Source organism: Pristimantibacillus sp. Z349TD_6, assembly GCF_056173205.1.
This window is the reverse complement of record NZ_CM149662.1, coordinates 1,999,270-2,022,238: the sequence shown is the minus strand read 5'-3', so window position 1 is coordinate 2,022,238 and position 22,969 is coordinate 1,999,270. Positions and strand designations below refer to the sequence as shown.

22 protein-coding genes and 1 riboswitch are annotated in these 22,969 nt (G+C 39.7%); of the genes, 4 read left to right on the top strand and 18 right to left on the bottom strand.

Features of this window, described 5'->3' with window-relative positions; genetic code table 11:
• Position 1: 1 nt before the first annotated feature.
• Both AC0VYE_RS08715 and AC0VYE_RS08710 read right to left on the bottom strand, forming a co-directional pair.
• Positions 2-1,156 (bottom strand): Gfo/Idh/MocA family protein, encoded by a 1,155-nt coding sequence (locus tag AC0VYE_RS08715; protein ID WP_076267835.1) that lies wholly within the window; start codon positions 1,154-1,156, stop codon positions 2-4.
• Between the two features lie 157 nt (positions 1,157-1,313).
• Entirely contained in the window at positions 1,314-2,000 is a 687-nt protein-coding gene (locus tag AC0VYE_RS08710; RefSeq protein WP_475447300.1) for a GntR family transcriptional regulator, read from the bottom strand.
• 125 nt (positions 2,001-2,125) lie between these two features.
• Here AC0VYE_RS08710 and AC0VYE_RS08705 point away from each other — a divergent pair, with 125 nt between their 5' ends.
• The gene (locus AC0VYE_RS08705; protein ID WP_179089790.1) at positions 2,126-2,422 is read left to right on the top strand and encodes a DUF3055 domain-containing protein; all 297 of its coding nucleotides are present in this window, start codon (positions 2,126-2,128) and stop codon (positions 2,420-2,422) included.
• Positions 2,423-2,472: 50 nt separating this feature from the next.
• The gene (locus AC0VYE_RS08700) at positions 2,473-2,751 is read left to right on the top strand and encodes a hypothetical protein (RefSeq protein WP_076267837.1); all 279 of its coding nucleotides are present in this window, start codon (positions 2,473-2,475) and stop codon (positions 2,749-2,751) included.
• A 171-nt stretch (positions 2,752-2,922) separates the two neighbouring features.
• On the opposite strand, the gene AC0VYE_RS08695 is transcribed toward AC0VYE_RS08700, so the two are convergent.
• Positions 2,923-4,278, bottom strand: coding sequence for a dicarboxylate/amino acid:cation symporter (locus tag AC0VYE_RS08695; RefSeq protein WP_076267838.1), 1,356 nt, complete (start codon positions 4,276-4,278; stop codon positions 2,923-2,925).
• Between the two features lie 309 nt (positions 4,279-4,587).
• Positions 4,588-5,364, bottom strand: coding sequence for a phytanoyl-CoA dioxygenase family protein (locus tag AC0VYE_RS08690; RefSeq protein ID WP_076267839.1), 777 nt, complete (start codon positions 5,362-5,364; stop codon positions 4,588-4,590).
• Positions 5,365-5,489: 125 nt separating this feature from the next.
• Here AC0VYE_RS08690 and AC0VYE_RS08685 point away from each other — a divergent pair, with 125 nt between their 5' ends.
• Positions 5,490-6,377 (top strand): AraC family transcriptional regulator, encoded by an 888-nt coding sequence (locus AC0VYE_RS08685; protein ID WP_475447297.1) that lies wholly within the window; start codon positions 5,490-5,492, stop codon positions 6,375-6,377.
• 20 nt (positions 6,378-6,397) lie between these two features.
• On the opposite strand, the gene AC0VYE_RS08680 is transcribed toward AC0VYE_RS08685, so the two are convergent.
• The 7 genes from AC0VYE_RS08680 to AC0VYE_RS08650 all read right to left on the bottom strand — a co-directional run bounded on the left by AC0VYE_RS08680 (position 6,398) and on the right by AC0VYE_RS08650 (position 13,000).
• Positions 6,398-7,162 carry a metallophosphoesterase gene (locus AC0VYE_RS08680; protein WP_256710877.1) on the bottom strand — a complete coding sequence of 255 codons (765 nt, stop codon included), beginning with the start codon at positions 7,160-7,162 and terminating at the stop codon, positions 6,398-6,400.
• Between the two features lie 109 nt (positions 7,163-7,271).
• The gene (locus AC0VYE_RS08675; protein ID WP_475447295.1) at positions 7,272-9,077 is read right to left on the bottom strand and encodes an ABC transporter ATP-binding protein; all 1,806 of its coding nucleotides are present in this window, start codon (positions 9,075-9,077) and stop codon (positions 7,272-7,274) included.
• Positions 9,078-9,097: 20 nt separating this feature from the next.
• Positions 9,098-9,556: a lasso peptide biosynthesis B2 protein gene (locus AC0VYE_RS08670; RefSeq protein ID WP_475447293.1), complete on the bottom strand. Its 459-nt coding sequence runs from the start codon at positions 9,554-9,556 to the stop codon at positions 9,098-9,100.
• Positions 9,557-9,571: 15 nt separating this feature from the next.
• Positions 9,572-9,880 carry a lasso peptide biosynthesis PqqD family chaperone gene (locus AC0VYE_RS08665; protein ID WP_076267844.1) on the bottom strand — a complete coding sequence of 103 codons (309 nt, stop codon included), beginning with the start codon at positions 9,878-9,880 and terminating at the stop codon, positions 9,572-9,574.
• Between the two features lie 3 nt (positions 9,881-9,883).
• Complete coding sequence (locus AC0VYE_RS08660) at positions 9,884-10,816, bottom strand: aldolase (RefSeq protein WP_256710878.1); 933 nt, start codon at positions 10,814-10,816, stop codon at positions 9,884-9,886.
• Between the two features lie 83 nt (positions 10,817-10,899).
• Complete coding sequence (locus tag AC0VYE_RS08655; RefSeq protein WP_144376745.1) at positions 10,900-11,043, bottom strand: paeninodin family lasso peptide; 144 nt, start codon at positions 11,041-11,043, stop codon at positions 10,900-10,902.
• 16 nt (positions 11,044-11,059) lie between these two features.
• Positions 11,060-13,000, bottom strand: a complete 1,941-nt coding sequence (locus AC0VYE_RS08650) for a lasso peptide isopeptide bond-forming cyclase (RefSeq protein ID WP_475447290.1) — start codon at positions 12,998-13,000, stop codon at positions 11,060-11,062.
• A gap of 406 nt (positions 13,001-13,406) precedes the next feature.
• Between AC0VYE_RS08650 and AC0VYE_RS08645 the strand changes: the two genes are divergently transcribed.
• A complete protein-coding gene (locus AC0VYE_RS08645) occupies positions 13,407-13,739 on the top strand; it encodes a helix-turn-helix domain-containing protein (RefSeq protein WP_076267847.1) in 333 nt (110 codons plus the stop codon).
• A gap of 14 nt (positions 13,740-13,753) precedes the next feature.
• On the opposite strand, the gene AC0VYE_RS08640 is transcribed toward AC0VYE_RS08645, so the two are convergent.
• The 7 genes from AC0VYE_RS08640 to AC0VYE_RS08610 all read right to left on the bottom strand — a co-directional run bounded on the left by AC0VYE_RS08640 (position 13,754) and on the right by AC0VYE_RS08610 (position 22,963).
• Positions 13,754-13,915, bottom strand: coding sequence for an anti-repressor SinI family protein (locus AC0VYE_RS08640; protein ID WP_144376746.1), 162 nt, complete (start codon positions 13,913-13,915; stop codon positions 13,754-13,756).
• Between the two features lie 16 nt (positions 13,916-13,931).
• A riboswitch (cyclic di-GMP riboswitch) is annotated at positions 13,932-14,015 on the bottom strand.
• Between the two features lie 193 nt (positions 14,016-14,208).
• Entirely contained in the window at positions 14,209-15,258 is a 1,050-nt protein-coding gene (gene galE, locus AC0VYE_RS08635; protein WP_076267848.1) for a UDP-glucose 4-epimerase GalE, read from the bottom strand.
• A 123-nt stretch (positions 15,259-15,381) separates the two neighbouring features.
• Positions 15,382-17,691 (bottom strand): right-handed parallel beta-helix repeat-containing protein, encoded by a 2,310-nt coding sequence (locus AC0VYE_RS08630; RefSeq protein ID WP_475447287.1) that lies wholly within the window; start codon positions 17,689-17,691, stop codon positions 15,382-15,384.
• Positions 17,692-17,740: 49 nt separating this feature from the next.
• Positions 17,741-19,321, bottom strand: coding sequence for a lipopolysaccharide biosynthesis protein (locus AC0VYE_RS08625; protein ID WP_076267850.1), 1,581 nt, complete (start codon positions 19,319-19,321; stop codon positions 17,741-17,743).
• A gap of 53 nt (positions 19,322-19,374) precedes the next feature.
• Positions 19,375-20,553, bottom strand: a complete 1,179-nt coding sequence (locus AC0VYE_RS08620; protein ID WP_076267851.1) for a glycoside hydrolase family 88 protein — start codon at positions 20,551-20,553, stop codon at positions 19,375-19,377.
• A gap of 23 nt (positions 20,554-20,576) precedes the next feature.
• Positions 20,577-21,758, bottom strand: a complete 1,182-nt coding sequence (locus AC0VYE_RS08615; RefSeq protein WP_475447284.1) for a glycosyltransferase — start codon at positions 21,756-21,758, stop codon at positions 20,577-20,579.
• 11 nt (positions 21,759-21,769) lie between these two features.
• Positions 21,770-22,963: a glycosyltransferase gene (locus AC0VYE_RS08610; protein ID WP_475447282.1), complete on the bottom strand. Its 1,194-nt coding sequence runs from the start codon at positions 22,961-22,963 to the stop codon at positions 21,770-21,772.
• Between the last annotated feature and the right edge of the window lie 6 nt (positions 22,964-22,969).

Sequence of the window (22,969 nt, the reverse complement as noted above, 5' to 3'; positions counted from 1 at the left end):
CCTATTTGCTTTCTCCGCTTACCGTAATTTGATTGCTGCTAAACGCTGCAACGGAGTTTTTCTTCTCATAGAAGTGGGTCGCTGACGCCATAATCCCTTCCCGTGTATAAAAAGGGCTGTCTGGTCGAATTGGCAGCTCAACAGTTGTCCCTGTGCTGGAAGCTTGATAAATAGCAGTAATAAGCTCAAGCGTTTTTCTTCCTTCCACTCCCGTTACGAGTACTTCACCGCTGCCGTTTTCAATCGCGGATATAACATTATCCAGCTGACCTTTGTGCCCTACATAGGTTAAGGAAGCTGTACCATCTGCAACAGCTGCAATTTGCCGCTCCAATTCCGGGTTTTCTATAGGAAAACCGTTTTCCTGTGCAGATGAAGCGGTCACCTGCCATGGCATCGATACACGCGCTTTCTCACCTTGGAAAATAAGCTTTTGCTCTTGTCCGTGATGAACGACGGAGCTTGTAATTTGAGCAATCGCTCGCGGATAGGACAAAATCGCTACCGACAAATCCTCAACTTCCGCATTATCATGGGAAGTATTAGCCATAATGGCCGTCACTTTATCCGGCATTCCCATCATCCATTGGAACATATCGATGTGATGAACGGCATGGTTCAGCGTACAGCCTCCGCCTTCCTTCTCCCAAGTTCCGCGCCACCACAAATCGTAATATGTATACCCTCGCCACCAAAAGGAATCAACCTGCGCATGCACGATTCGTCCTGCAAGCCCAGAATCAAGCACGCTCTTAAGCTTCATGACCGCATCGCCAAATCGATTCTGGCTTATGACGGAAAGAATTTTTCCTGATGCGGCAGCGGCTTCGTTCATTCTATCGCATTCAGCCAGCGAAGAAGCCATTGGCTTCTCGACAATGACATGTTTTCCTGCTTGCAGGAAGTCTACGGAAAGATCAGCGTGTGTATAGGGCGGTGTGCAAATCGAAACCAAATCGATATCATCACGCGACAGCAAATTTTTGTAATCGTTTACAATTTCACAATTCAATTGAAATTTCTTTTTTTTGTCCTGCGCGCTTGCATCATTAATATCGTATAAAGCAACAATACTGCAGCGGTTCCCAAGTGCCAGATAAGCTTCGATATGAGCAGACGATATAGAGCCGGTTCCAATAATCGCAACGCGAATCATATAATTCCATCTCCTTAGTCATTTTTCTTAACTGATAATACTAGTATACAATTAATTCAGACAAGTGCATATGCCTTTTTTATATGAGTATATATTGCAAAATCAAAAAAACAGCCGACATCTCCTATGAGGCTGCCTGCCGTTTCATTGTACATGATTACTTAAAATACGCGGGGTGTTTCTCTTTCAGCTCATCCTTCTCCAGTTGAAAACGATTCAAATGCTCATGCATCACTTTTTCCGCCGCATCTGCGTCCTTGTCCTTAATTGCCGCTACGATTGCACGGTGCTGGCTCAAAATAATATGCCAATCATCGTTTGCAGCAAGGCGCAGCATCCTCACCCTCTGGTAATGGGCGCTAAGCTCTTGAAGCAGCTTCCAAGTGCGGAGCTTCCCACATCCGATGATAATCGTTTTGTGAAACTCATCGTCGAGCTCAAACAATCGCTTATAGTTTTTTTCTTCGATACAGAGCTCTTGCAGGGCAATCAAATTTAGCAGCTGCAGTACTTGTTCAGCCTTAAGCTGCTCGCATGCCAGCCTGACGATCGTACTTTCCAGCGTTTCCCGCACGAAACGCGACTCTTCCACCATATCCAGATCAATAAGAGAAATAAATGAACCTCGCTGTGGTATCGTTTCAATAAGTCCCTCTTGCGAAAGCTTAACGAATGCCTCCCTGATTGGTGTTCTGCTCACCTTCAGCATCTCGATTATATCTTTTTCTGAAATAAAACGGCCCGGCTCCAGTTTCAAATCCAATATATCTGATTTCAGCTTATCGTATACATAGTCACGAATAGATCCTTTTGCATCACGCGACGATTCGGAATTGTAGTTCATATCATTGCATCCCTCCTGATGGCACTGCTATTACTAATGTACCATAGCTTGTATAAACTGCAATAAGCCAAAGCAGAACATAATATTGTATAATGAGTGTATTAATGAATTGGAGGCTATACTTTATGCTGTTGCCTGATTTTGATTTTATGTCCGATTCCACGGAAGAAACGTCTACAAGATACGTCACTTTTATTGGACCTAGCTTGAAGCGATTTGACCTTGCTATTACTTCAACTAGCCGTTTTTACGGCAAAAAACTAATTACTGACCTTCAATTTGGCAAAACAGCGATTATCGGTCCTGATGACCTTGAAGAGGAAGGGTATCTTGAACATACGTTTAAGCTAACAGAAGAAGAAGCGGCTGAGCTCGCTCAATTCTTATACTTTGTTGTTGGAACGGTGCATTTTACCGATTAATCAGGGTACACTGAAATGGTAAACTAATACCATTTGAGAGGAGTCTGCTGATGGATCGATTTGTTCCTGAAAATCGCCAGCCCTATACAGATGTATCAACAGTAGAATCGCAGCGCAACGATCTCATTCCGGAGGAGTTTCCGGATGGACCGTATGGCTCTGATCTGCTGATGGAATCGCTAGGAAAAAGTACGCCTTGGAGAGTGGATCAGCGACCATCCAATCGCTTCGCTTATGAGAATCGAGCGCTTCATGCAGGATTGCCTCGTGACTATCCGGGTGAAGATGAATACGACCACGATTTTCCTGAAGTACATGATGAACCTTAAACCAAGCAAAAACGCCTTCGGCGTCCTTAGACGCTGAAGTAGCTTTGACGGTGAAATATAAGATAAGTATGAGAAAATTATATACTTTCTTATATTTAAACAAAGCCCTTGGATAACACGTCATATCACGTGTTTCCAAGGGCTTTTTTCCAAGCTTATTTATAAGTTTGTTTATGCGGGATTAAGCTCTAGGTCATCTTCGTCACCGCGGTTGAATGCTTCACGATCGAATTCGCCTTCGGAATCTGCTACAAGCAATGCAGTAACCGTAGTACCCGTAGCATTAACAGCCGTACGACCCATATCAATTAGAGATTCAACAGCAACAACAAGTGCAATACCTTCTAGCGGCAGGCCAACTGCTGTCAATACAACTGTTGTCGAAATGGAAGCTGGACCTGGTACGCCTGCTACACCGATTGATGAGATTACGCTAACAAGTACGATAAGTACATAATCTGTTGCAGTAAGCGATACACCGTAAACTTGTGAGATGAATACCGCTACAACAGCCGGCCAAACCCCGCCGCAGCCGTTAAAGTTCATTGTAGCGCCAAGCGGTGCTACAAAGCTCGCGATTTTTGGCGAAATGCGAAGGCGCTTCGTAATAACTTCAAGATTGACTGGAAGCGTCGCAAAGCTGCTGCGTGTTGTGAACGCTACCGCTACCGTAGGATATGCTTTTTTGAAAAATTTCAAAGGATTAACCTTAGCGACAAAAGATACAAGGCCGCCAAAGACGAATACAAAATGCAAGAGCAATGCGATATAAGTTACAAGAATTAACATGGCAAGCGGTTCGAGTGTTTCCCAACCATATCTAGCAGCCATAACTGCAATCAAGGCATACACACCATACGGTGTAAAGCGAAGAACGAACTTAACAACCTGGTGCATAATTACGGTTGCCGATTGAATGAACGCTTTGAACGGTTGAACGGAATCTGGATTTTTTGCTCCTACCTTAACGATTGCGATAGCAATGAATAGTGCGAAAATAAGAATTGGCACTACTTTACCCTCTGCAGCATCGTTAATCGGATTCGAAGGCACTTGATCCAATATCACTTTGAAAAAGCTTGGAACTTCACGCGCTTCAAAATTTTCAGGTGTTTTAAGCTCAAAGCCTGCACCCGGATTAATAGCAGATGCTACTAGAAGTCCGATAATTGCCGCTACACCTGTCGTTGCAAGAAACCAACTAATTGTCTTAACGCTAAGCTTGCGTAGAAACTCAAGATTCGTAATCGAGATAATACTGTTAATAACGAGAACAAATACGAGTGGGATAACGATCATCTTAATTAAATTAATGTAGATGGAGCCAATCGTACCTACGCCTTCAGTATCTAGTTTAAAGTTGTTAAAAATGATACCTGCCACAAGGCCAAGGCCAAGTGCGACCAATACCCTCGTTCCGAAGCTTACACGTTTTTTGGCCATAAAATAAAGACCGCCAAGTATTATTGCTGATACAACTAAACTGATCCAGTTTGTTTCAATTGCTGTCAATAAATTATTTTCCATAATACAACAATCATCCTTTCTGTCTACACATTATGATTAATAGCAAAAATTAACTCTTAAAATCAATTTCGTTTTAATTCCGATAAGAATACTCTACTTTGCAGAAACAAATATATCATCGTTCTCAAACTTATGTCAATATGATTTTTCCACAGCTTCCAGAGAAATATTCGTTTAGCTTTTTGGAGTTTCGATACTATAAATATGTAGAACTCTTTCAAGTATTACTTCACACAAAAAAGAGACGTATAACAACCTTTTGCATCCGGTTGTATACGTCTCTTTGTGGCGTAACTTCAGTATAATTAGTTACTCCGTAATTTCAAATTTTGGTTTAACATTGTTGAAATCAAGATTTTCTCCGCTAACCATAAGGCCCATGCCCCAATCAAAATGAGTATTTACAGAAGGCTTGTCGGCTGCATCACGATATTGGAACAAAACGTTTCTTCTCGTTCTGTCACTGCGGTTAACATCCGATCCATGAATCGTCAAATAGTTGAAGAACAACACATCCCCTGCTTTCGCCGGGCAAAGCGTTCCAGATGAAATTGGATATTCCTTATGGTTGAGATAATGTCTTCCCACATGATTCAGCGGACCTTCCAAATGAGAACCAGGGATAACCGCTAAGCAGCCATTTTCTGAATCGGCATCATCAAGATGAACGCTTGCAGCAAGCATCGAATGGTCGTTATGAGGGAAATATGGATAATCTTGATGCATAGGAAATGCTGCTCCGTTTGCAGGCGGCTTCACAAGCATTTTGGAGTGATGGAGCTGTACATTGGGACCGATGATTCCGTTCAGTACGGATACCATATTCGGATGAATGACTGCCTTTGTAAAGGAAGCATCATGATAATGCACATCATGGAAGCCTTTCAGAACAAGCTTCTTAAGCTGCTCTGGCGGGAGGAAATCTCCTTGCCATGCGTGGTTATGATCTGCCTGAGCGAGCGCCGCTCGTTGAATAACCCGCTCAACAGCTGCTCTCATCTCAACTACCTCATCATTGTTAAACACGCCTCTAACTAGCAAGTAACCATTTTCTTTATAAAATTGCACATCTTCATTAGTGATCATGTTCATTCCCCTTATCGTATAATTAATGTGAATATGGTTTAATTATAGATAGGATATAGTGCAATCGTATTTACCTGTTAACGACATAATTTTGCATTATTACGCCATAGGAGCTGATCGTTCATATGTACGTTTGGTCAAAAAGCGAAGAACGCTTAAATCGATATGCAAGATTGCTGCAAGGTGAGAGCGTGACCATCCATGTTTATTATTGGGGAGCGGTACCAAAGCTAGTTGCAAATGCTGTTCATAAGCATTCTTTTTTTGAGGTTTGTTACGTGGCTGGAGGTACAGGAATTTATGAGGAGGGCGGAACGGCTTATCCTCTGCATGAAGGCGTGCTTTTTTGCTCGCGGCCAAATATCCGTCATCAAATAAGAGATGTAGATCAATTGGATTTATTATATGTTGCCTACGAGCTCGATGAGAAGCTTTCTAAGCCGGATGAATTCGAATATTACAATCAGTCTTTAAACACCGGCACGATTTGGATTGAAAACCAGCAGCATTCTCCAACAGCTCAAATTTGGAAATCGCTGCTCATTCCAAGCGAAGAAATGTTCGCTGTGCCAATCGCCTTGCTGAATCAGCTGGCACATGCCTTGATACTGACGTTTCCTACAATTGTAGGCGGGAGGAACAAAAATACAGAAATCATTTTGCCCGCTTCAAATGCAGCTATCCTCATTAGCCGCGCAAAGCTGTACATACGCGATAATTTAGGCGCTAATTTGAGCTTATCGGAGGTTGCCCGCTACATTAATGTGTCGGAGCGCCATCTATCTAGACTTTTTTCGCAAAGCGTTCATGAATCGTTCTCCATGCTTGTTAGACATGAGCGAGTCCGCGTGGCGGAGCAGCTGCTATCACAAACAGTAACGCCGATTAAAACCATCGCTGAGCGCTGCGGCTTCTCATCCGTACATTATTTCTCCCGAACGTTTGCCGAAGCAAAGGGCATTCCTCCAGCTGCCTTTCGTGAGGCCAGCCGCAGAAATACCGATGATGACTAGTTGCATCTCTGATTCATTGATTATAGGTCATGAATCGTAATCTCGCTTCTGACCATAAACCTTGCGTTAACGCCTGCTTGACCGATGCCTTTGGAAATGTAAAAAGAGCCGTCCTTATTGTGATGAAGGCCTTTGTAGATCCCTTTCACGGACAACGGACCCTTTGGCTTTAATGCAAAAAAGAACGGCACGTTCAGCTGCTTCCCATGCAGATGACCGGCCATTAAATATTGAAAAGGGCGATTGATTTTTAGAACGACATTAGGATCATGCGTCATAATGACGACAGGCTTGCTGTCATCAATACCTCTAAATGAAGGTAAGATTCGGCTATGATGAGAGCTGTCATCGTCAATTCCGACAAGCTGAAAATCATCAAGCATGACATTCTCGTTACGCAACACCTTAATCCCATAAACGCCAAATAGATCGAGCAATTTCTTTAAACGCGGAAGCTCATAATCATGGTTTCCAAGCACTGCATAGACAGGTATTCCGCTGTCTGCTATAGCTTTAAGATAATAGCCTACCCGCGTCAAATAGTGTTCTTTATACGTATAATCGCCGGTCAGAAAAATGTAGTCAGGCTGCACAGAGGCAATGACATGCTGAATTCGCTTTGCGCTTATGCGCAGCCTGTCTACATGCAGATCGCTTATTTGCAATATGCGTTTGTTAATGCCAATGGGATGTGTAATTTTTTCGATTTTCAACCACTGGGTTGGGAGGATAAAGAGCAGGTACAAGAGAAGCACGGTTATTCCGAGCGTTAGTATAATAGCCAAATGTGTCCTCCTAATCATTGAAACTAATTCTGAGTTAATCTATCCCAAGGAGTAAATGCCTGTCCTTGTCATGAACTTTACTACTCTAATTAGTATAGTAAAGTTACGACTATAAAGCTACTTGCAGCTGGTTGCCTAATAAACGGCTGAACAGTCCTTTTTTATCCTCAGCGAGCATGATGAAATGGCCGGTTTGCACGATTTTCCCATTTTCCAACACGATAACCTGATCTGCATTCCGAATGGTCGATAGGCGATGAGCAACGACGATAACGGTCATTTTTCCCTTAAGCCGCTCTATGGCTTCTTGAATTTTTGTCTCGTTCAAGCTGTCTAGTGCACTTGTAGCCTCATCCAAAATAAGGATAGATGGCTTTCTTAATATGGCTCTAGCCAAAACGAGTCTCTGACGCTCCCCGCCTGATAAACGTATTCCACGATCCCCAATAATCGTATCGATGCCATCCGGAAGCTTGCGAACAAATTCAGCTGCAGAAGAGAACTCCATCGCTTCCCATATTTGATCTTCCGTCGCATTCGGATCGATTAATATCAAGTTATCTCTAATCGTCCCATGGAACAGAAACGGCTCCTGCGGGACATAACTGATTGATCTTCTTAACGACAACAGATCCTCATCTGTAAGCGTCTTGCCGTCAATAAGCACATGACCAAGTTCTGGCTTCATGAGTCCCATCATTAGATCGATTAAAGTGCTTTTCCCTGCACCTGACTGTCCAACAATGGCAGTCATGCCATTAGCAGGGATGCTCAGATTAATTGCTTCCAGCGTGTACTCCGGCTGCTCCTCGTCATAACGAAAATAGACATGGCGGCATTCGAGCTGGTGTTTGAGTCTAAGCGGGCGAATATGTTCTCCACCTAAAAGTTCCTTATCATTAAATTCTCTATTTTTAATACTTTCCTCCTGCAGCTCCATTAACGCTTTAAAAGCAGGCAACGATGATGCAATTTGTTCCATATTGGCTTGAATACTTGTAAACCGAGGCCACAAACGTGAAAAGATGACCATGATGAGCAATAAATAGCCACCTTGGCTCTGAAAGAGCATAATGGATCCAAAAACAAAAACAGCAATCATTATAGCTGAAAACAGCTTGTAAAAGAGTTGCGAATTGCTCCGCACCTTCGAGTTTTCATATCTTTCTCGAGCAATGTCACTCGACCAATTCAACAACCAGCGATATCGGGATGATTCAAGCAGGTTGCTTTTAATATCTTTCATTCCATTAAAATGATCCGTAATACCAGCTAAGTAGTTTTGCGACAGTTCCATTGTTACACTGCCAATTACTCTTGATTGCTTAATAAATCTTCTAGAGAGAAAAGCAATAACAAGTCCGCAGCATAAAACAAATAAGGTCATCTTTACTGACAAAAACAAGGCTATTCCAATCTGAATAAACGTAAAGGTTATTGAAGCAATTAATTGTAAAGATAAGAAAGCACCATTTGTCACACGAGAAAGTTCACTCGTAAAAGAATTTATGAGATCAGTTTTCCTTTTTCTCATGAAAAAGCCCCAATTTGCTTGCAACAATGCGAGATAAAGCTCTAAACGAATTTGATTAACAAAGCCCGTATGTATTCTTATTTCTCTTAAGCTTAAATTACGTCCAATAATACCCTGTACGGCAACAATTAAAATATAAAACGATAAAATAATAAATAGTGCTCTTTCTTTTGGAAGCTCTTGCAGCGATTCTAGTAAAGATAGACCAGGGAACGATGCCAGTGGGATGTCAACAATCCCGATCACGCTAAGCAGTGGAGCTAACAATAGAATGCTTGCGCCATCAAGCAGTCCCACGAGCATCATACCAAATAGATTCAAATATAGAATCTTACCCCCATATGCATGCAGCTTTTTGGAAAAATATATTAGATGATTCATCGCTTCATCACTTTCCATCTTTAGGAATAGGTTACATTAGCAAACATACCGGTGACCGTAAATCGATGCATTTCCTCTGATCCCGTAATAAAGATGGATCCACTTCGCAGCCAGGCATGAGCAATCAGCTTGCCAGCTTCATCCTTTGTTGTACCCAAATAAAGTGTACTGCTTATATTACGTCTCTCCAGCATTTGCATGCCGGCTATTGCTCGAGCTAAACATTTACTATCCCAAGGCGTATTCCTGCTTGCAACTTGAAGAATATAACGTATTTGAACTAACGTTTTTCTGTGTTCATCTGTAGCATGAATTTCAGTCTCTTTCATGTATTCGCCTAGAGTAGGCGCTATCTTGGAAAATGGTTGATTAAAGATTCGAATCCGGGCAGTACCTAGAAACCAGGTTGCTTCTACTAATAGAAAAAGAGTTTTAAAATCTAATGAAAACAATGTTCTCAATTTCATTAACTTTCCCATATCATCACCATATATTTATTCCTTTATATAAATAAGACGTTCTTCTAGTAGATGCGACAAAAAAGAGAGTACTTGCTCCTCACAAACTTCTCTAGCAACTTCAAATTCTTGCAGCAACGCATCAATTACATTTGTGATGGTTACAGGCTCTTTAATCAGAACCCATATTTGGCTGCCCATTAATCCTAAATTGTAATATTTCCCATTGTTAATGCTTAATATAACCTTTTCTCCACCCATATCGCTTACGATGTTGTTAGTATCTTGCACTATCAGTTGTTCTAGCATTAATGCTTGAATGGCAGTCGTTTGACTTTTAATCATCTTCTATTCCCCCATAGATATCGTTTGTAAAATAAGTTCGACAAGCTCAGGAGCTGTAAACCCATTTATTGGTCTTTGAAGCGTATAAATAGGCAACGCCTCACCTATGGAAGCAGATAAGGTAAAATGCCAACGCGTCAAACCTAACTTTTCCACTAAAAATTGTCGGTAGGTATGCTGAAATAAAACATCTAGGCGAGCAAGCTTTTGGACAGGAAGCACTGCCACCTGTTCGGACTCTGTTGTTATAAGCTCGAACACACCTCCGAGCGGCAAAGCCGTTGAACAAAAACTCGATTCGACTGGAAGACAAAATTTGTTCTCTCTACCAAAAATGGAACGAAGCTCTTCGTTGTTTACACCAAATGCGTCCAAACTTTGTTGCCATAGCTTTTGCTGTGGATAGGCTGGTATAACGAGTGTCGCTTGTTCTGGTGATGCTTGTGAAACAGCAATGATATCATCACTCAACAGCGAATAACCTCTTTGGATAAATGCTGACGCTAATGTCGACTTCCCAGCGCCTGAGCGACCAACAAATGCATATGCTTTGCCATCGATAGCTATTGCACTGCCATGCAATGGGTATATGCTGCGTTGCAGCAATAATGCACCTATACAGGTCCCAAGGACATAGAGCCGAACGAGATCCTCATCAGCTCCAGCATGAGGAGATACGATGATCTTATTCCCATTTTCAATCCGAAAAATCCCTGAATCAGGCATATTTACGGTTACGACTTGTCGATCAACAACAAAATCATATGGCTCCTGTTTAAAGAAATCTGCTAAGGAGTAATCAATTGTGATCTCCATGTCGATTTGCTCGCTGCTTTCTAAAATAGGAGTGAGCTCAGGTAATGAAATCTCACTTTCAATCGTTAGTCCAAATGCTCTATACACCTTTTTAGTTTCCGTTAGCAACAATGTTCTCACTCCGTCAGTTCATTGATAATAATTAGAAAGTCCTTATACACCAACTGTATAAGGACTTTCCTCTCCATAAAATGCATAATTTCTTAGCTTGTAAAGCGTGGTTTTTCATCATGTTTTCCTGGTACATACGCCTCGTCCGTTAGAGGACCGTTGTGAGTAGAAGCCGCTGTCATATGTACTTGAAGAATTTCTAGCTCAGGTCTATTCCATTGTTTCTTCGCTTGCATAATTTGTCACCTCCCTTCAATTCAATTTTTTAAGAAAACGATACACGATTAAGCTCCGCATCAATAATCTATAATTCGGATCGATCGCAAGTTTGGATTGAGCCCCTTCCTCAAATCCTGCTAGCGCTGATCGGACTACCTTACCGTCAACAAATTGCATAAACGCTCGATCCTGACTCATTTGTCTCAGTTCTTCCTTAAATTCTTGCCACTTTGGTCTCATACGATGGACCCAATCCGCTCCTTGAACGCCTCTAGTCCGCTGATTTAACCTCACCTTGTCGGGAAGCAGCGTATCGGTAGCACGCCTGATCAGTGCACGATCCATTCCATTCTGAACGTACTGATCCTCTGGCAGAGACAAACAAAATCGAATGACTCGGACATCGTTGGTTGGGTCTCTCTTCCATAAAGAGTATCTTAACGAAAGTTTCGTCGAAACCGTATTTCCAGCATTCCAATGATAAACTTCGTCAAAATGGCTTTTTCTTTCATCGTACACATTTTTCGCTGCAAACCAGCCTGATTCATCAATTCCATATTTGCCCAGCCGGTTAAACACATCTGTCCTCTTGGCGAATTCAGGAGATATGATCATAGGATAATGATAAGATTCTCCTACTGATCGTAAATGTTCAATAAACGGAAAAGCAGCACGGCTGACATTTGAAAATACATGAGCACGACCAGAGCCAATGTTCAAACTATACTGCCGCATTTCGCGAAGCAGTTTGATCCATCTCATTTTTTTCAACAACGTAGCGTAATATGGAATGGCAGCTCCCCACGAAATTGACAAATTGCCTCTGCCTCCATTAAGCAGCACACCTACACCTTGCTCCTCTGCTTTCTCGAACATCCCTTTTATCCAAAAAGAGTTCTCAAAAAACTTATATGGCATTTCGTTTATATCTAGAAAGCCATCGATTTCAGAGTAAGAGTCACGCCCACGGAAATCCAAGTAGTGCTCTTCAATACCTCCAACATGCTCCACGGTGGATTCAATAAGAGGTCTCTCATTAGTAATCATTGATTTGTGTGTATAATCAACAAAGTCGCTTGTCGGTACGTAGCTGAACGTGTACAGACTTTTATTTTGCGGTTGCAGTGTCTTTGAAGCAAAGCCAACAATAGAGCCTGAATCCAAACCGCCGCTAAGCTGTGCTCCAACATTACGATGTGTCCGCAGCCTTGAAGTAACTGCTTGTTGAAACACATCCTGAAACGCCTCAACGTATTCATCATTTGATTTAAATCGTACGACTTCATCTGATCTGAGTTGATGATATCTTGCAAGAGTAACTCGCCCTGCAGTTATCGTTATCGTATGAGATGGAGGGATCTGCTCAATATTTCGATAGGCCGTCTTGGATGCATCCGCAACGTCAACCATGCCAGAAATAGCTAGAAACTCAGCAAGCCATTGTTCATTTAACAACCTCTCCTTGCCCAATAACGTAAGTAAGGGTTCAATTGTTGTACAAAAGGCAACACGCTCATTATTTCGATGATAATAGAGCGTACGACCTCCGGAGAAGTCTCTTGCACCAAACAGCTTCTGTCTTCTACAATCCCAGATTAGGAAGGCGTAATCACCAGCTAAATAAATAGGTGTTCTATCCCCCCATTTATCATAAGCTAATAAAATTAGCTCGCTATCGGTCATATTTCTTCTTAATTGCTGCTCTACTTCGAGTCGGTTGAATAATTCTATGCGGTTATCAATAATTGCATCCGCAGTTATAACAAGCCCTCGTTCATCATCCAAAAAAGGATTACGTTCATTGATCGACTCTGGTGTAATCCATTGATTATGACAACCTAAAAATATATTATCGGCATGCCAAGCTTGAGCTGTATTGCATGGAAACTGAGATAATGCCTCCATTAAAGCATCGCCCTGCTGCCATGCCAAACTTTGCTTGCCGGTATGAAACACTCCTGCGATGGCGCTCATCGTGGCCTCCGGGTGGATATAGAATTTGTTTTATTTACGTACTTATTTCAAAAACAAAACCTTTACTTTGCAGTTCTTTATAAAGAACATATTTGAATATTACACCTGAAATAAACCTTTGTCAATGACTTTTCTACGATAAATTGCAAAAAATTCATAACTTTTGTTCTTTATTAAAAACAAATTGTCGATTACTTTCTTACATTAGTAACTTACATTAAAAACATTTTCTGAAAGTCAATATCGTGGTTTAATAAATAAAAAAATAACCACTCATTATTAAAATAAGTGGTTTTAATGTTTAAATAAAAAAATAAGTGCGTTATAGCTAACAACCTTTCGTAATTAAGAATAATTCGTTATAATAGAAATAGTCTACAACGATGTGATAACGGAGGAATTTGTTATGATTGGAGAACGCATTCAACTGCTGCGCAAGAGAAAGGGCCTATCCCTTACAGAGTTATCCCAACGGGCGGGCGTCGCTAAATCTTATTTAAGCTCCATTGAACGAGGGCTCCAGCAAAATCCTTCGATTCAATTCCTCGAAAAGGTAGGCGCCGTATTGAATGTGACGGTTGAAGATTTTTTGAATACCGATGAAAAAAATGATCGCAAACCCGACAATTTAGACAACGAGTGGGCTGATTTAGTAAGAGAAGCTATGGCTTCCGGTGTGAGCAAAGATCAATTTAAAGAGTTTCTAGAATTTAATAAATGGAAAATTAAGCGCGAATAGCGCTTTTTCCACTTTTATACAGCTGTTACTTGTACATCATTATCCTTACTTTCTTCAAGACAAAGCAATACTTTCCTTACTTCATCCTTGCTGAATCCCAAAGAACGTGCTTTCATGATTAATGTTACCCATTCCATATCCAATTCCTGAATATCTTCTGCTTTAGCTAGTACCATTTTCCCATGTCCCCCATTCATTTCAGGACGGTTGCACCACTGACTCCATGCGTTTAAGGTGCCCAGATACTAAACGCATTTCAACGTCTCCCATGCTTGTCATTCGTTTATAGATGTATTATAAATCACCACAAGTGCGCATACTGTCGCTTCATGTCTCACAAAAATGATAGATAATTACATTTTTTGTCGAATTTATTTAAGTAATGTTAAATGGAGCGATAAATAGGAAAGAGCTACCAACCGATATAGAAAACAGACCTAATTGTGTTTAATTATTTCACAGCTTTAAATTAAGATGTCAATTCTTTAATGGAATCTCTAGTGGTCTCTTCCTCATAACCATTTGGATTTAAATATTGCCAGCGCCATGAGTCTGCACACATCTCCTCTATCCCAAGTGTCGCAACCCAATTCAACTCCGCGTTTGCAAGCATCGTATTAGCATAACAAATGGCAATATCTCCTGGTCTACGATCTGTAAATGAATATGGAATACTTCGTCCCGATACCTTCTCGAATGCAGTAATCATCTCTAATACACTATACCCACGCCCAGTTCCGAGATTAAATATATCCACACCTGATTTGTTCATGATTTTTTCTAGTGCACATAAATGTCCTCTCGCTAGATCCACGACATGAATATAATCCCTTACGCCTGTGCCGTCTATGGTTGGATAATCATCTCCAAAAATATTAACTTTTTTAAGCCTGCCTACAGCTACCTGAGATATGTATGGCATAAGGTTATTTGGAATACCATTAGGATTCTCGCCAATTCTTCCACTTTTATGTGCACCAATTGGGTTAAAGTATCGTAAAATTGAAATCCCCCATTGCTCGTTAGACTCCGCTAAATCCTGCAAAATTTGTTCTAGCATGAGCTTTGTTCTTCCGTAAGGATTCGTTGCTCCAAGCGAAGAACTTTCTTCAATCGGCACATGTTCCGGTCGACCATATACCGTTGCAGAGGAGCTGAATACAAGCTTATGAACACCATACTTCTTCATAACCTCACACAGGATTAAGGTGCTTGTAATATTAGTGTGATAATATGACAGTGGCAATTGTACAGATTCACCTACCGCCTTCAATCCTGCAAAGTGAATAACTGCATCAATAGTATGTCTGGTGAAAACACCTTCAAGACCGATTTGATCCATTAGATCCATTTGGTAAAATGTAAAGGCTTTGTTTGTAATTTCTGCAACTCTGTTTAATGAGATGTAGCTGCTATTAGACAAATTATCAACAATAACTACCTCATACCCTGCTTCAAGAAGTTCCACACATGTATGACTTCCAATATAACCTGCTCCACCCGTAATTAAGATAGCCATTTCATTGACCCCTCTCAGCCTTCATTATAAAAAACATATTTATTCTTTATTAAGAACACTGTATGAAATAAAATCCCTGTATCTTGAAAAACTACAGGGATATATTTTCTTCTTTCACTTACGTTACACAGTACTTCCCAAATCCGAGATATCATCTAGCCAGATATATGGCGCAGTACCTGTCACGGTTACTCCTCTAAATACAGATTTCGTAATAATTGCAGATTTATTTTGTCTCAACCAATTAAAGTTGATTTTGCTATTATCAAAAAACGAATGAGAAATGACTGCTTTTTTGTTATTATCTGCTTTTCCAACTACAGCATTAATAAAAGTAGTTCCTGTTACAAGCGAATTTCCATCCATGACGAGTCCAAGATTTTGAAATAATCCATTTCTTAGTGTATTCTGTCTCATATATTTAGTATCACTTGAACCTAGCTGAATATCAGTACTACCTAAAAGAGGAGTTTTTACACGAATAAATTCACTATTGCTGATATGGCAACCCTCAAACCTTGCAGAGCCTTCAATAAGAGTTAAGCCCTCTACAACTATTGGACGTCCTGCATAATCTTGTGGAACTAATATAGATACATCGTAATTTTTCACTGTTACATCCTTGATAACAGCTCCAGCTGCTAGCAAATTAAAGTTCGGAGTTAACGAATTATCAGAACGCCAATCTCGTTCAACGGTTATATTGGATAGATAACATCTGCCATAATTGTATCTCCCCAAGTTAAATCCCGTAACACCGGCATCCTTAATAATTACTGGCACACCACCTAGCGATTCAGATACCTGAAACCCTAGTGAAGTAACGTTAACGGTATAATACAGCTTATCAGTACTTATGCCTGTCGGAATCTTACCGGACCATTGCTCAAACGATACTTGTGCTCCGTTACCCATAAGATGCGGTGATTTAAACGTGAATGTGCCTGTAGCAACATCAACAGCAGGTGATCCAAAATAACCATACACGCTTGAACCATAAACTAAGCCGTTTTTTACCTGACAATTTTGAGCGACTGCTCCCCTTACATCCAGCAGTCTTAAATTTCCGTTTCGAATAACAGCTCCGTTAACAAAATTATCTCCCTGTACCCATAACTCACACCCATCAAATGAATTATTAATGTATTTGACATTTGCGAAATTCGGATTTGAGCTAACACCTCCAATATTAACGCCTTCAAAGGTATTTCCCTCTATCAAGAGATTTGTACCATCGGCATTAACTAGATGTCCACGTGCATTATTATAAATATAATTATCTTGTATAAATATGCGATAATTAAGCTCAAACCCATTAGGACGATCTGCTGTTTTATACGGAATATTGGTTTCACTATACATTGATTCGATATCGATTCCGAACATAGGCGGTGTACCGTTTCTAAAATTAGTTGTTACACCATCGTCATCAAAGCCAATATGATGAATCTTATTTCTGTAAATATGAGTATCATTTGAAGCACAGATAGAAATTCCTTGTCTTCTGCAATGATGGATATGACAGTCATGAATAAGAACATTTTGACCCATCTGTTCCTGGGTATATAAGGTAGGATCAAGCTGATATTTCTCATAACCCGTTAAAATTCCATCGCCTGTACAATTTGAAATCTCCATATTGCTTATTTCTATATTATTAGATCCAAACGACCCGATTCCGTACCCGCTTTCATGCGTATAAAATGAATTATCAACCTTAGCCCGAATATCCGCAATTTGACTATCGGTTAGAGGAGCTGTAATGGGGATCGCAAAAATCATTTTATTATTTTTACTTAAATCCTTATCCTCATTAAGAAACCAGCCTCTTCCTCCTGAGCTGGTCGGTGCAAAAACACCATTCGTTCGTGAGCCAGTAAGTGTTGTTTTAGATACGGTATCTTTATATTGATAGAATTGATAGCCTGTAGCATTTACACCCGCAATGCTCCATAGTCTAAAGCTTGCAAGAAGTCCGGGGTTTGCATAACGGTCAATCACCTCGCTGCGAATCCAGTTGGGGTCATTGTTTAGCGTTCCGTCAGCGTTTATACCTCCCCTAACAAACTTTACAAAAATCTCATATACGTGGTTTTTCTTATCGCCTACTAGTTTACCACCTGAAATCTTTGCATTATTAATTCCTCTCATTTCGACAATCGTATAACTTGGAGAAGAATTCCCCTCGAGCATTATTACACAGCCTTGCTCAAGCTCTAAATGAATACCGCTCAACATGTTAATAGCTACGAGAGTACTTGGATCCATTCTTACAATATAATTTCCACTTGGAAGAATAACATGTAAAAATCCTTGAGATTTAGCCCAACTAATAGCATCATTTATTCCTTTTGTAGTCTCAACTGCATTTATGCCTAAGTTGCTAATAGCAAAACGGTCTAGTTCTATTCGATAAGAGCCTTGTTGACTCATAGAACTCACCTTCCTTTTACACTATCTTATGTAGCTTATTCGTAAAAGGTTACTTATTTCCACCAGCCTCTATACCATGACGTCGCTTTTCTGCCCTTCTGAATATTGCACTTATGTTTGGTAGTTTGATTAATAGATTTTTAAATATACCGAGTAAATATTTGAATTGCTCTGTTCTATGGAATACGATAATATAAATCCCGTTTACTAGAATGAGGCAGATTATGCCTTTAAGCAGTAACCATAGTACGTTGGATGTCGGAAGAAAATAATTGATTCCACCAACAATGATACATGCAACAATTCCAATAGCAGTGTAGAGCATGTAACTCATAAAATAGTGCGCTACAGGCTGACGAAATACCTTACGATAAACAAGCAATGGTGTATACCAAAAAGGAACCGCTAATCCGCTAACCAATGTCCCAATGAATATACCGGCAATACCCAAATATTGTACAAGAATCAGTGATAAACCAAGATTGACCGCAGCCTGAAATAACGGAGCAAATCGGTCCTCATGAAAAATACCGGCTGTCGTTTTCACTGCGCTTAAAGAATTCCGCATGCCTCTTTCATAAAATGATAGGACCAATATCAGCAGTACTACATTCGTCATTTTATACTCTTCGCCTATCCAAATGTCGATCAGCGGCTCAATTAATAAATATAAACCAATTGATAAGAGTGAATATAACCAAAAGTTAAGAAGATATGTAACCTTGAATATTCGAAAAACAGCATCGGGACTTTCTTTCGCAACCAAATTACCTAAACTATGATACATATTAGCAAATATCTGATTAAGGAATGTTCGACAAATATCAATAAGCATTTTGTAATTTGAATACAGACCTACCGCTGCGATACTGACAAAAGAAGAGATAAGAATGCTGTCTACTCCAAAAATAAAGTAGTTCCCGACATTTTGAAGAATGATCGCTTTCATATTTTTAATGAAATTGGCTTTCGTTTCGGGATCCAGCTTGCTCTTTACCTTTTCCTTTAAGTATGGATATAATTTATCTACAATTAAGACCAGAATAATGGATGTTATAATGGAAAGAGCGCTCTCTACAGCAAGATATAAAATATAATTCTCCGTGTAGTATAAAATTGCTATTTTCATGCAGGTAGAGATAATCGCCGAAATTGAAAATACAGCTGTTACGATGTAGTTTTTCTGATTTACATTAAGAAAAGAGTGTTTATAAACAAACAAATAGGGAGCAGCTGTATTGATAAGAAAAAGTATATATATCAAATTGAGGTTTTCAACACTCGTTTCTTTGATGAAGAGATCCAAGAAAGGCATAACCCCTAAACCGAGAACTAGTACTACACCTGCTATGACCAGATATGCTTTTTTGTATAACTCCATTAAGGCTAATATTTTGGGCCTATCATTATCGGCAACAGGTTTATAGAGATTATATATAATACTTGAGCCGATTCCAGCCTCTGCCAATGTAAGCATGGCAAGAATACTAGTAAATAACCCATTAATTCCTAGGTATTCCATACCTAAGCTGTTAATGAAAACCGTCCTGGATATAAAACTCAATACCGTTATAATGAGCTGGTTGCCTAGCCCGACTGAAATATTCAATAATGAACTTTTTACCCTCATGCGAAGCTCCTATCTGACAAATCCCATTGTTACTGTTCTCATTGCTCTTCAGTCTATATTACTCTCTTGTTATAATTTACAATTCGAATACAGAAACCTTGAGTAAAAGGCAAAATATTAAATAACATAGAGTACACGCCAATATCCTTTGTGTCCCCTTGTGAGAAATCAACTGCACCGTTTCTTCTTGTTACCTTCATTAAGTATTGGATTGCTCTCTCTGCTCCTGCTGAGCATTCTTCAGAAAGTTCTTCAATCTGAGATGCCTGAAGTAAAAACCAGCCTAATGTTGCTGTAGTAGATGAATCTGCTCTTGTTTCATTCCGTGTTACCGTCCAGTTCCAATTTCCTTCCGGCCTTTGAAAAACAAGAATGGCCCGCGCGAATTTTTTTACAAACCGTTCTAGCTTCGCCTTTGAATCATGTGCTTCCGGTAATTCACTCCAAGCATCACAAAGACCAATTGCTAGCCACCCTAGCCCGCGTCCCCAGCCAAATAAACCGAGTGGTAATGCATTTCCCATGTGGTATGCATGACTTGGAATAAAATGATCGTCAAGCATACCGTACCTTTCATATTGCTCCAACTGCTTGACTGCTAACTGTACACATTCCTGTTTGTTGTACCTTATTCCATAGGTAACAAGAAACGGACAGATAAAACCTATCGTATCGACATATCGATAATTTTTCATAAATTTCCGATATTGAACCGTTCCATCTTCTCCGATATGTGATTGTATAAGTTCCCAAGTACTGTCAAAAGCCGGCTTGAATTTTTGGGTGTCTATACCTTCTAGCTTCATAACTCCGTAAGCAAGAATGGCAGAGTCGATGTAGGAAGGAGGTTCCCTCCATTGACCATTCTCGTCGAATTTTGTCTTTAGAAATTGTTTGATATTTGTTTCAAGCTCTTTATCTGTACCATTCTTCAAGCACTCGGATAATCCTAATAACAAAGATGCTTCCTGCCAATGCTGAATAACACTCTTAGAATAATTACCTTTCAACATGTCGATTGCTACCAATCTAACATTATCAGTTACTTTAATTTTTGGTGTATGATTAAGCCAATTAACGCCAATATGCGTAATGGATTGATTCCATTCTTGTTTATTTCTATATCTACCGATATGTATTCTGCTCAACCAATCCCTGCTAATTGGCATAATATCAATAAATATTATAATACCGATTAGCCCCAATAAAATAACAGCTAGAATCTCTAGCATCTTATTCGCTCCTTCACAAACAATTATATCAACGCATATAGCTTTTCAATTTCCAGCTCTGTTCCGAAATTTCCCTTTGAAAGCTGGTTTGAGAAGAATTGTCTTAGACTTTCATTTTCTATCAGCTGCTGAATCCCTTCAGATAGCGCTTCTGAATTCATGTCAACAATTAATCCATTTTGGTTATGTACAATTTGATCTTTTGCTGTACTGAAATTAGTAACAATAATCGGTTTATGCAAAATCTTTGCTTCGTCAATAGCTATCGATTTCCCCTCAAACCGTGATGGTTGAACATAAATATCTGCCTCTTTGATATAAGGATATGGATTTTCTTTAATCCCTACTAAATGGAAGTGGTCAGTGAGCTGATGCATATCTATCAGTTGCTCCAACTTACCCCGTTCTTCCCCTTCCCCTATTACATACCAGTTTACGTTATACCCTTTAGCCACTAAAATCCTACATGCATCTATTGCCATTTCAAAACCCTTCTGGTAATTCAATCGTCCGATTGAAACTATAGAAATTCCTTTGTTCAGATTTAATTCGGTCATTTCCTCTGACATTTCATGAATCAGTGTAGGCGATACGATGTTATGAACGACTCTAATTTTTTCTATAAACTGTGGAAAGCGTTGTATCAATACTTCTCCACATCCTTCCGAGACCGTGATTAGATGATCTAATTGCTCAAAGTATGGGGCATCTAAAGACGGATCCATCCGCAGTTTGTCGTAATCATTATGAATAAATCCAATTTTTTTTGCTGCGTTTGCTTTCTCAATACTGAAATAAATAGGATCCTTCTCAAGAAAACCTATTGCAGCATCATATCTTTTATGGAGCACCGGCAGCGCTTTAGATAAATATTTCCAAACTCTTTGCTCAAGTTTTGCTGGATTCTTTTCTGTATAAAAAATGTATCCTGCTTTCAATCTTGCTATCGCTAACCCGATTTTTCCGTTCTTCAAACAATCAATGACTGCCAGTTTCATAGACATATCAAAATATCGGTACTGAACAGGCTCTTCTAACAATTTCACAGAGCTTGGAATCTTATTTAAAAATATTCCTTCGTGCTTGAACAAATAGAGATCCACATCAAATCTCGAATAATCGATTGTTTGTAATAACGAGAGAAGCGACTTCTCGGCACCGCCGCAATTTAAATTATTCATTACAAATAGAATTTTAATTTTCAAGGCATATCCACCTATTCGAGAATTTTATACAATTTATGAATTTCATCTTCCGTCCCTAAATGAAGACTCGATAAATATTTTGTCATCCTAGTACGAGTCTCTTGATCCTCTATCAACTTAGAAATCCCAACTGCTATGGCATCGACATCCAAATCAACGATTAATCCCTCAACGCCATCTTTAATTTGGTCCTTAGCTGTACTGAAATTAGTTATGACGATAGGTTTATTCAATATTTTCGCCTCATCGATTGCAATTGCTTTTCCTTCAAACCATGAGGTTTGTACATATATATCCGCCTGTTTAATATAAGGGTATGGGTTTACCTTCAGACCAAGCAGTTTAATATTATTATCCAATCCTTCACTTGTAATAAGGGCGGATAATTTTTCCCTTTCTTCACCTTCGCCGATTATATTCCACTGGAACTTGTAACCCTTGTCCAATAGAATCCTGCAGGCTTTAATCGACAACTCAAATCCTTTCTGAGCATGCAATCGACCAATAGATAAAATAACTAGCTCATCACTCTTACGATCATAAACATCCTTCTCAACCAAATCAGCGAGCTGATTAATGATCTTCGGAGAGACAATATTATGAATCACTTCAATTTTTGAATGTTGATCGGGAAATCTTTGTTTTAAAATATGGCCGCATTCTTCAGAAACGGTTACAATATGATCCATCTTTGCGAAATACCCCTGATCAAAATAAGGATTCATCCCCAGCTTGTCGTAATCATTATGAACCCATCCTATCTTTTTGGCGGCATTAACCTTCTCCGCACAAAAATAAATAGAGGTTTTTTCTAAAAACCCAATAGCTACATCATATTTCTTCTCTACTAAATCAATGGAACGAGCAATATACTTCCAGCCTTCTTGCTCGTTAATACTAACGCTTTTAGACATCCTACTTTTGTAACTGAACATGAATCGACTATAGGCCAGCTTTGCATTTCTTCTAACCAAAAACTGGGATACCGAAGGTAAAAGAGGCTTAATAAAACGATAATAACTTTCAGGCAAAGGCAGAACCTGAACATTCTCAGGCACTAAATCCATAAATATGCCTTTATGACTAAACAAAAATAAATCGACGTTATATTGATTGAAGTCAATTTGAGTAATTAAATTAATTAAGCTTCGTTCCGCACCACCGGCTGAAAGACTTGGAATGACAAACAATATATTTTTTTTCATACCCAC

Excerpts from the sequence above, each read along its gene's own strand:
- AC0VYE_RS08715 (WP_076267835.1), bottom strand. The coding sequence starts at position 1,156 with ATGATTCGCGTTGCGATTATTGGAACCGGCTCTATATCGTCTGCTCAT.
- AC0VYE_RS08710 (WP_475447300.1), bottom strand. The coding sequence starts at position 2,000 with ATGAACTACAATTCCGAATCGTCGCGTGATGCAAAAGGATCTATTCGT.
- AC0VYE_RS08705 (WP_179089790.1), top strand. The coding sequence starts at position 2,126 with ATGCTGTTGCCTGATTTTGATTTTATGTCCGATTCCACGGAAGAAACG.
- AC0VYE_RS08700 (WP_076267837.1), top strand. The coding sequence starts at position 2,473 with ATGGATCGATTTGTTCCTGAAAATCGCCAGCCCTATACAGATGTATCA.
- AC0VYE_RS08695 (WP_076267838.1), bottom strand. The coding sequence starts at position 4,278 with ATGGAAAATAATTTATTGACAGCAATTGAAACAAACTGGATCAGTTTA.
- AC0VYE_RS08690 (WP_076267839.1), bottom strand. The coding sequence starts at position 5,364 with ATGATCACTAATGAAGATGTGCAATTTTATAAAGAAAATGGTTACTTG.
- AC0VYE_RS08685 (WP_475447297.1), top strand. The coding sequence starts at position 5,490 with ATGTACGTTTGGTCAAAAAGCGAAGAACGCTTAAATCGATATGCAAGA.
- AC0VYE_RS08675 (WP_475447295.1), bottom strand. The coding sequence starts at position 9,077 with ATGAATCATCTAATATATTTTTCCAAAAAGCTGCATGCATATGGGGGT.
- AC0VYE_RS08670 (WP_475447293.1), bottom strand. The coding sequence starts at position 9,556 with ATGGGAAAGTTAATGAAATTGAGAACATTGTTTTCATTAGATTTTAAA.
- AC0VYE_RS08665 (WP_076267844.1), bottom strand. The coding sequence starts at position 9,880 with ATGATTAAAAGTCAAACGACTGCCATTCAAGCATTAATGCTAGAACAA.
- AC0VYE_RS08655 (WP_144376745.1), bottom strand. The coding sequence starts at position 11,043 with ATGCAAGCGAAGAAACAATGGAATAGACCTGAGCTAGAAATTCTTCAA.
- AC0VYE_RS08650 (WP_475447290.1), bottom strand. The coding sequence starts at position 13,000 with ATGAGCGCCATCGCAGGAGTGTTTCATACCGGCAAGCAAAGTTTGGCA.
- AC0VYE_RS08645 (WP_076267847.1), top strand. The coding sequence starts at position 13,407 with ATGATTGGAGAACGCATTCAACTGCTGCGCAAGAGAAAGGGCCTATCC.
- AC0VYE_RS08640 (WP_144376746.1), bottom strand. The coding sequence starts at position 13,915 with ATGGTACTAGCTAAAGCAGAAGATATTCAGGAATTGGATATGGAATGG.
- galE (WP_076267848.1), bottom strand. The coding sequence starts at position 15,258 with ATGGCTATCTTAATTACGGGTGGAGCAGGTTATATTGGAAGTCATACA.
- AC0VYE_RS08630 (WP_475447287.1), bottom strand. The coding sequence starts at position 17,691 with ATGAGTCAACAAGGCTCTTATCGAATAGAACTAGACCGTTTTGCTATT.
- AC0VYE_RS08625 (WP_076267850.1), bottom strand. The coding sequence starts at position 19,321 with ATGAGGGTAAAAAGTTCATTATTGAATATTTCAGTCGGGCTAGGCAAC.
- AC0VYE_RS08620 (WP_076267851.1), bottom strand. The coding sequence starts at position 20,553 with ATGCTAGAGATTCTAGCTGTTATTTTATTGGGGCTAATCGGTATTATA.
- AC0VYE_RS08610 (WP_475447282.1), bottom strand. The coding sequence starts at position 22,963 with ATGAAAAAAAATATATTGTTTGTCATTCCAAGTCTTTCAGCCGGTGGT.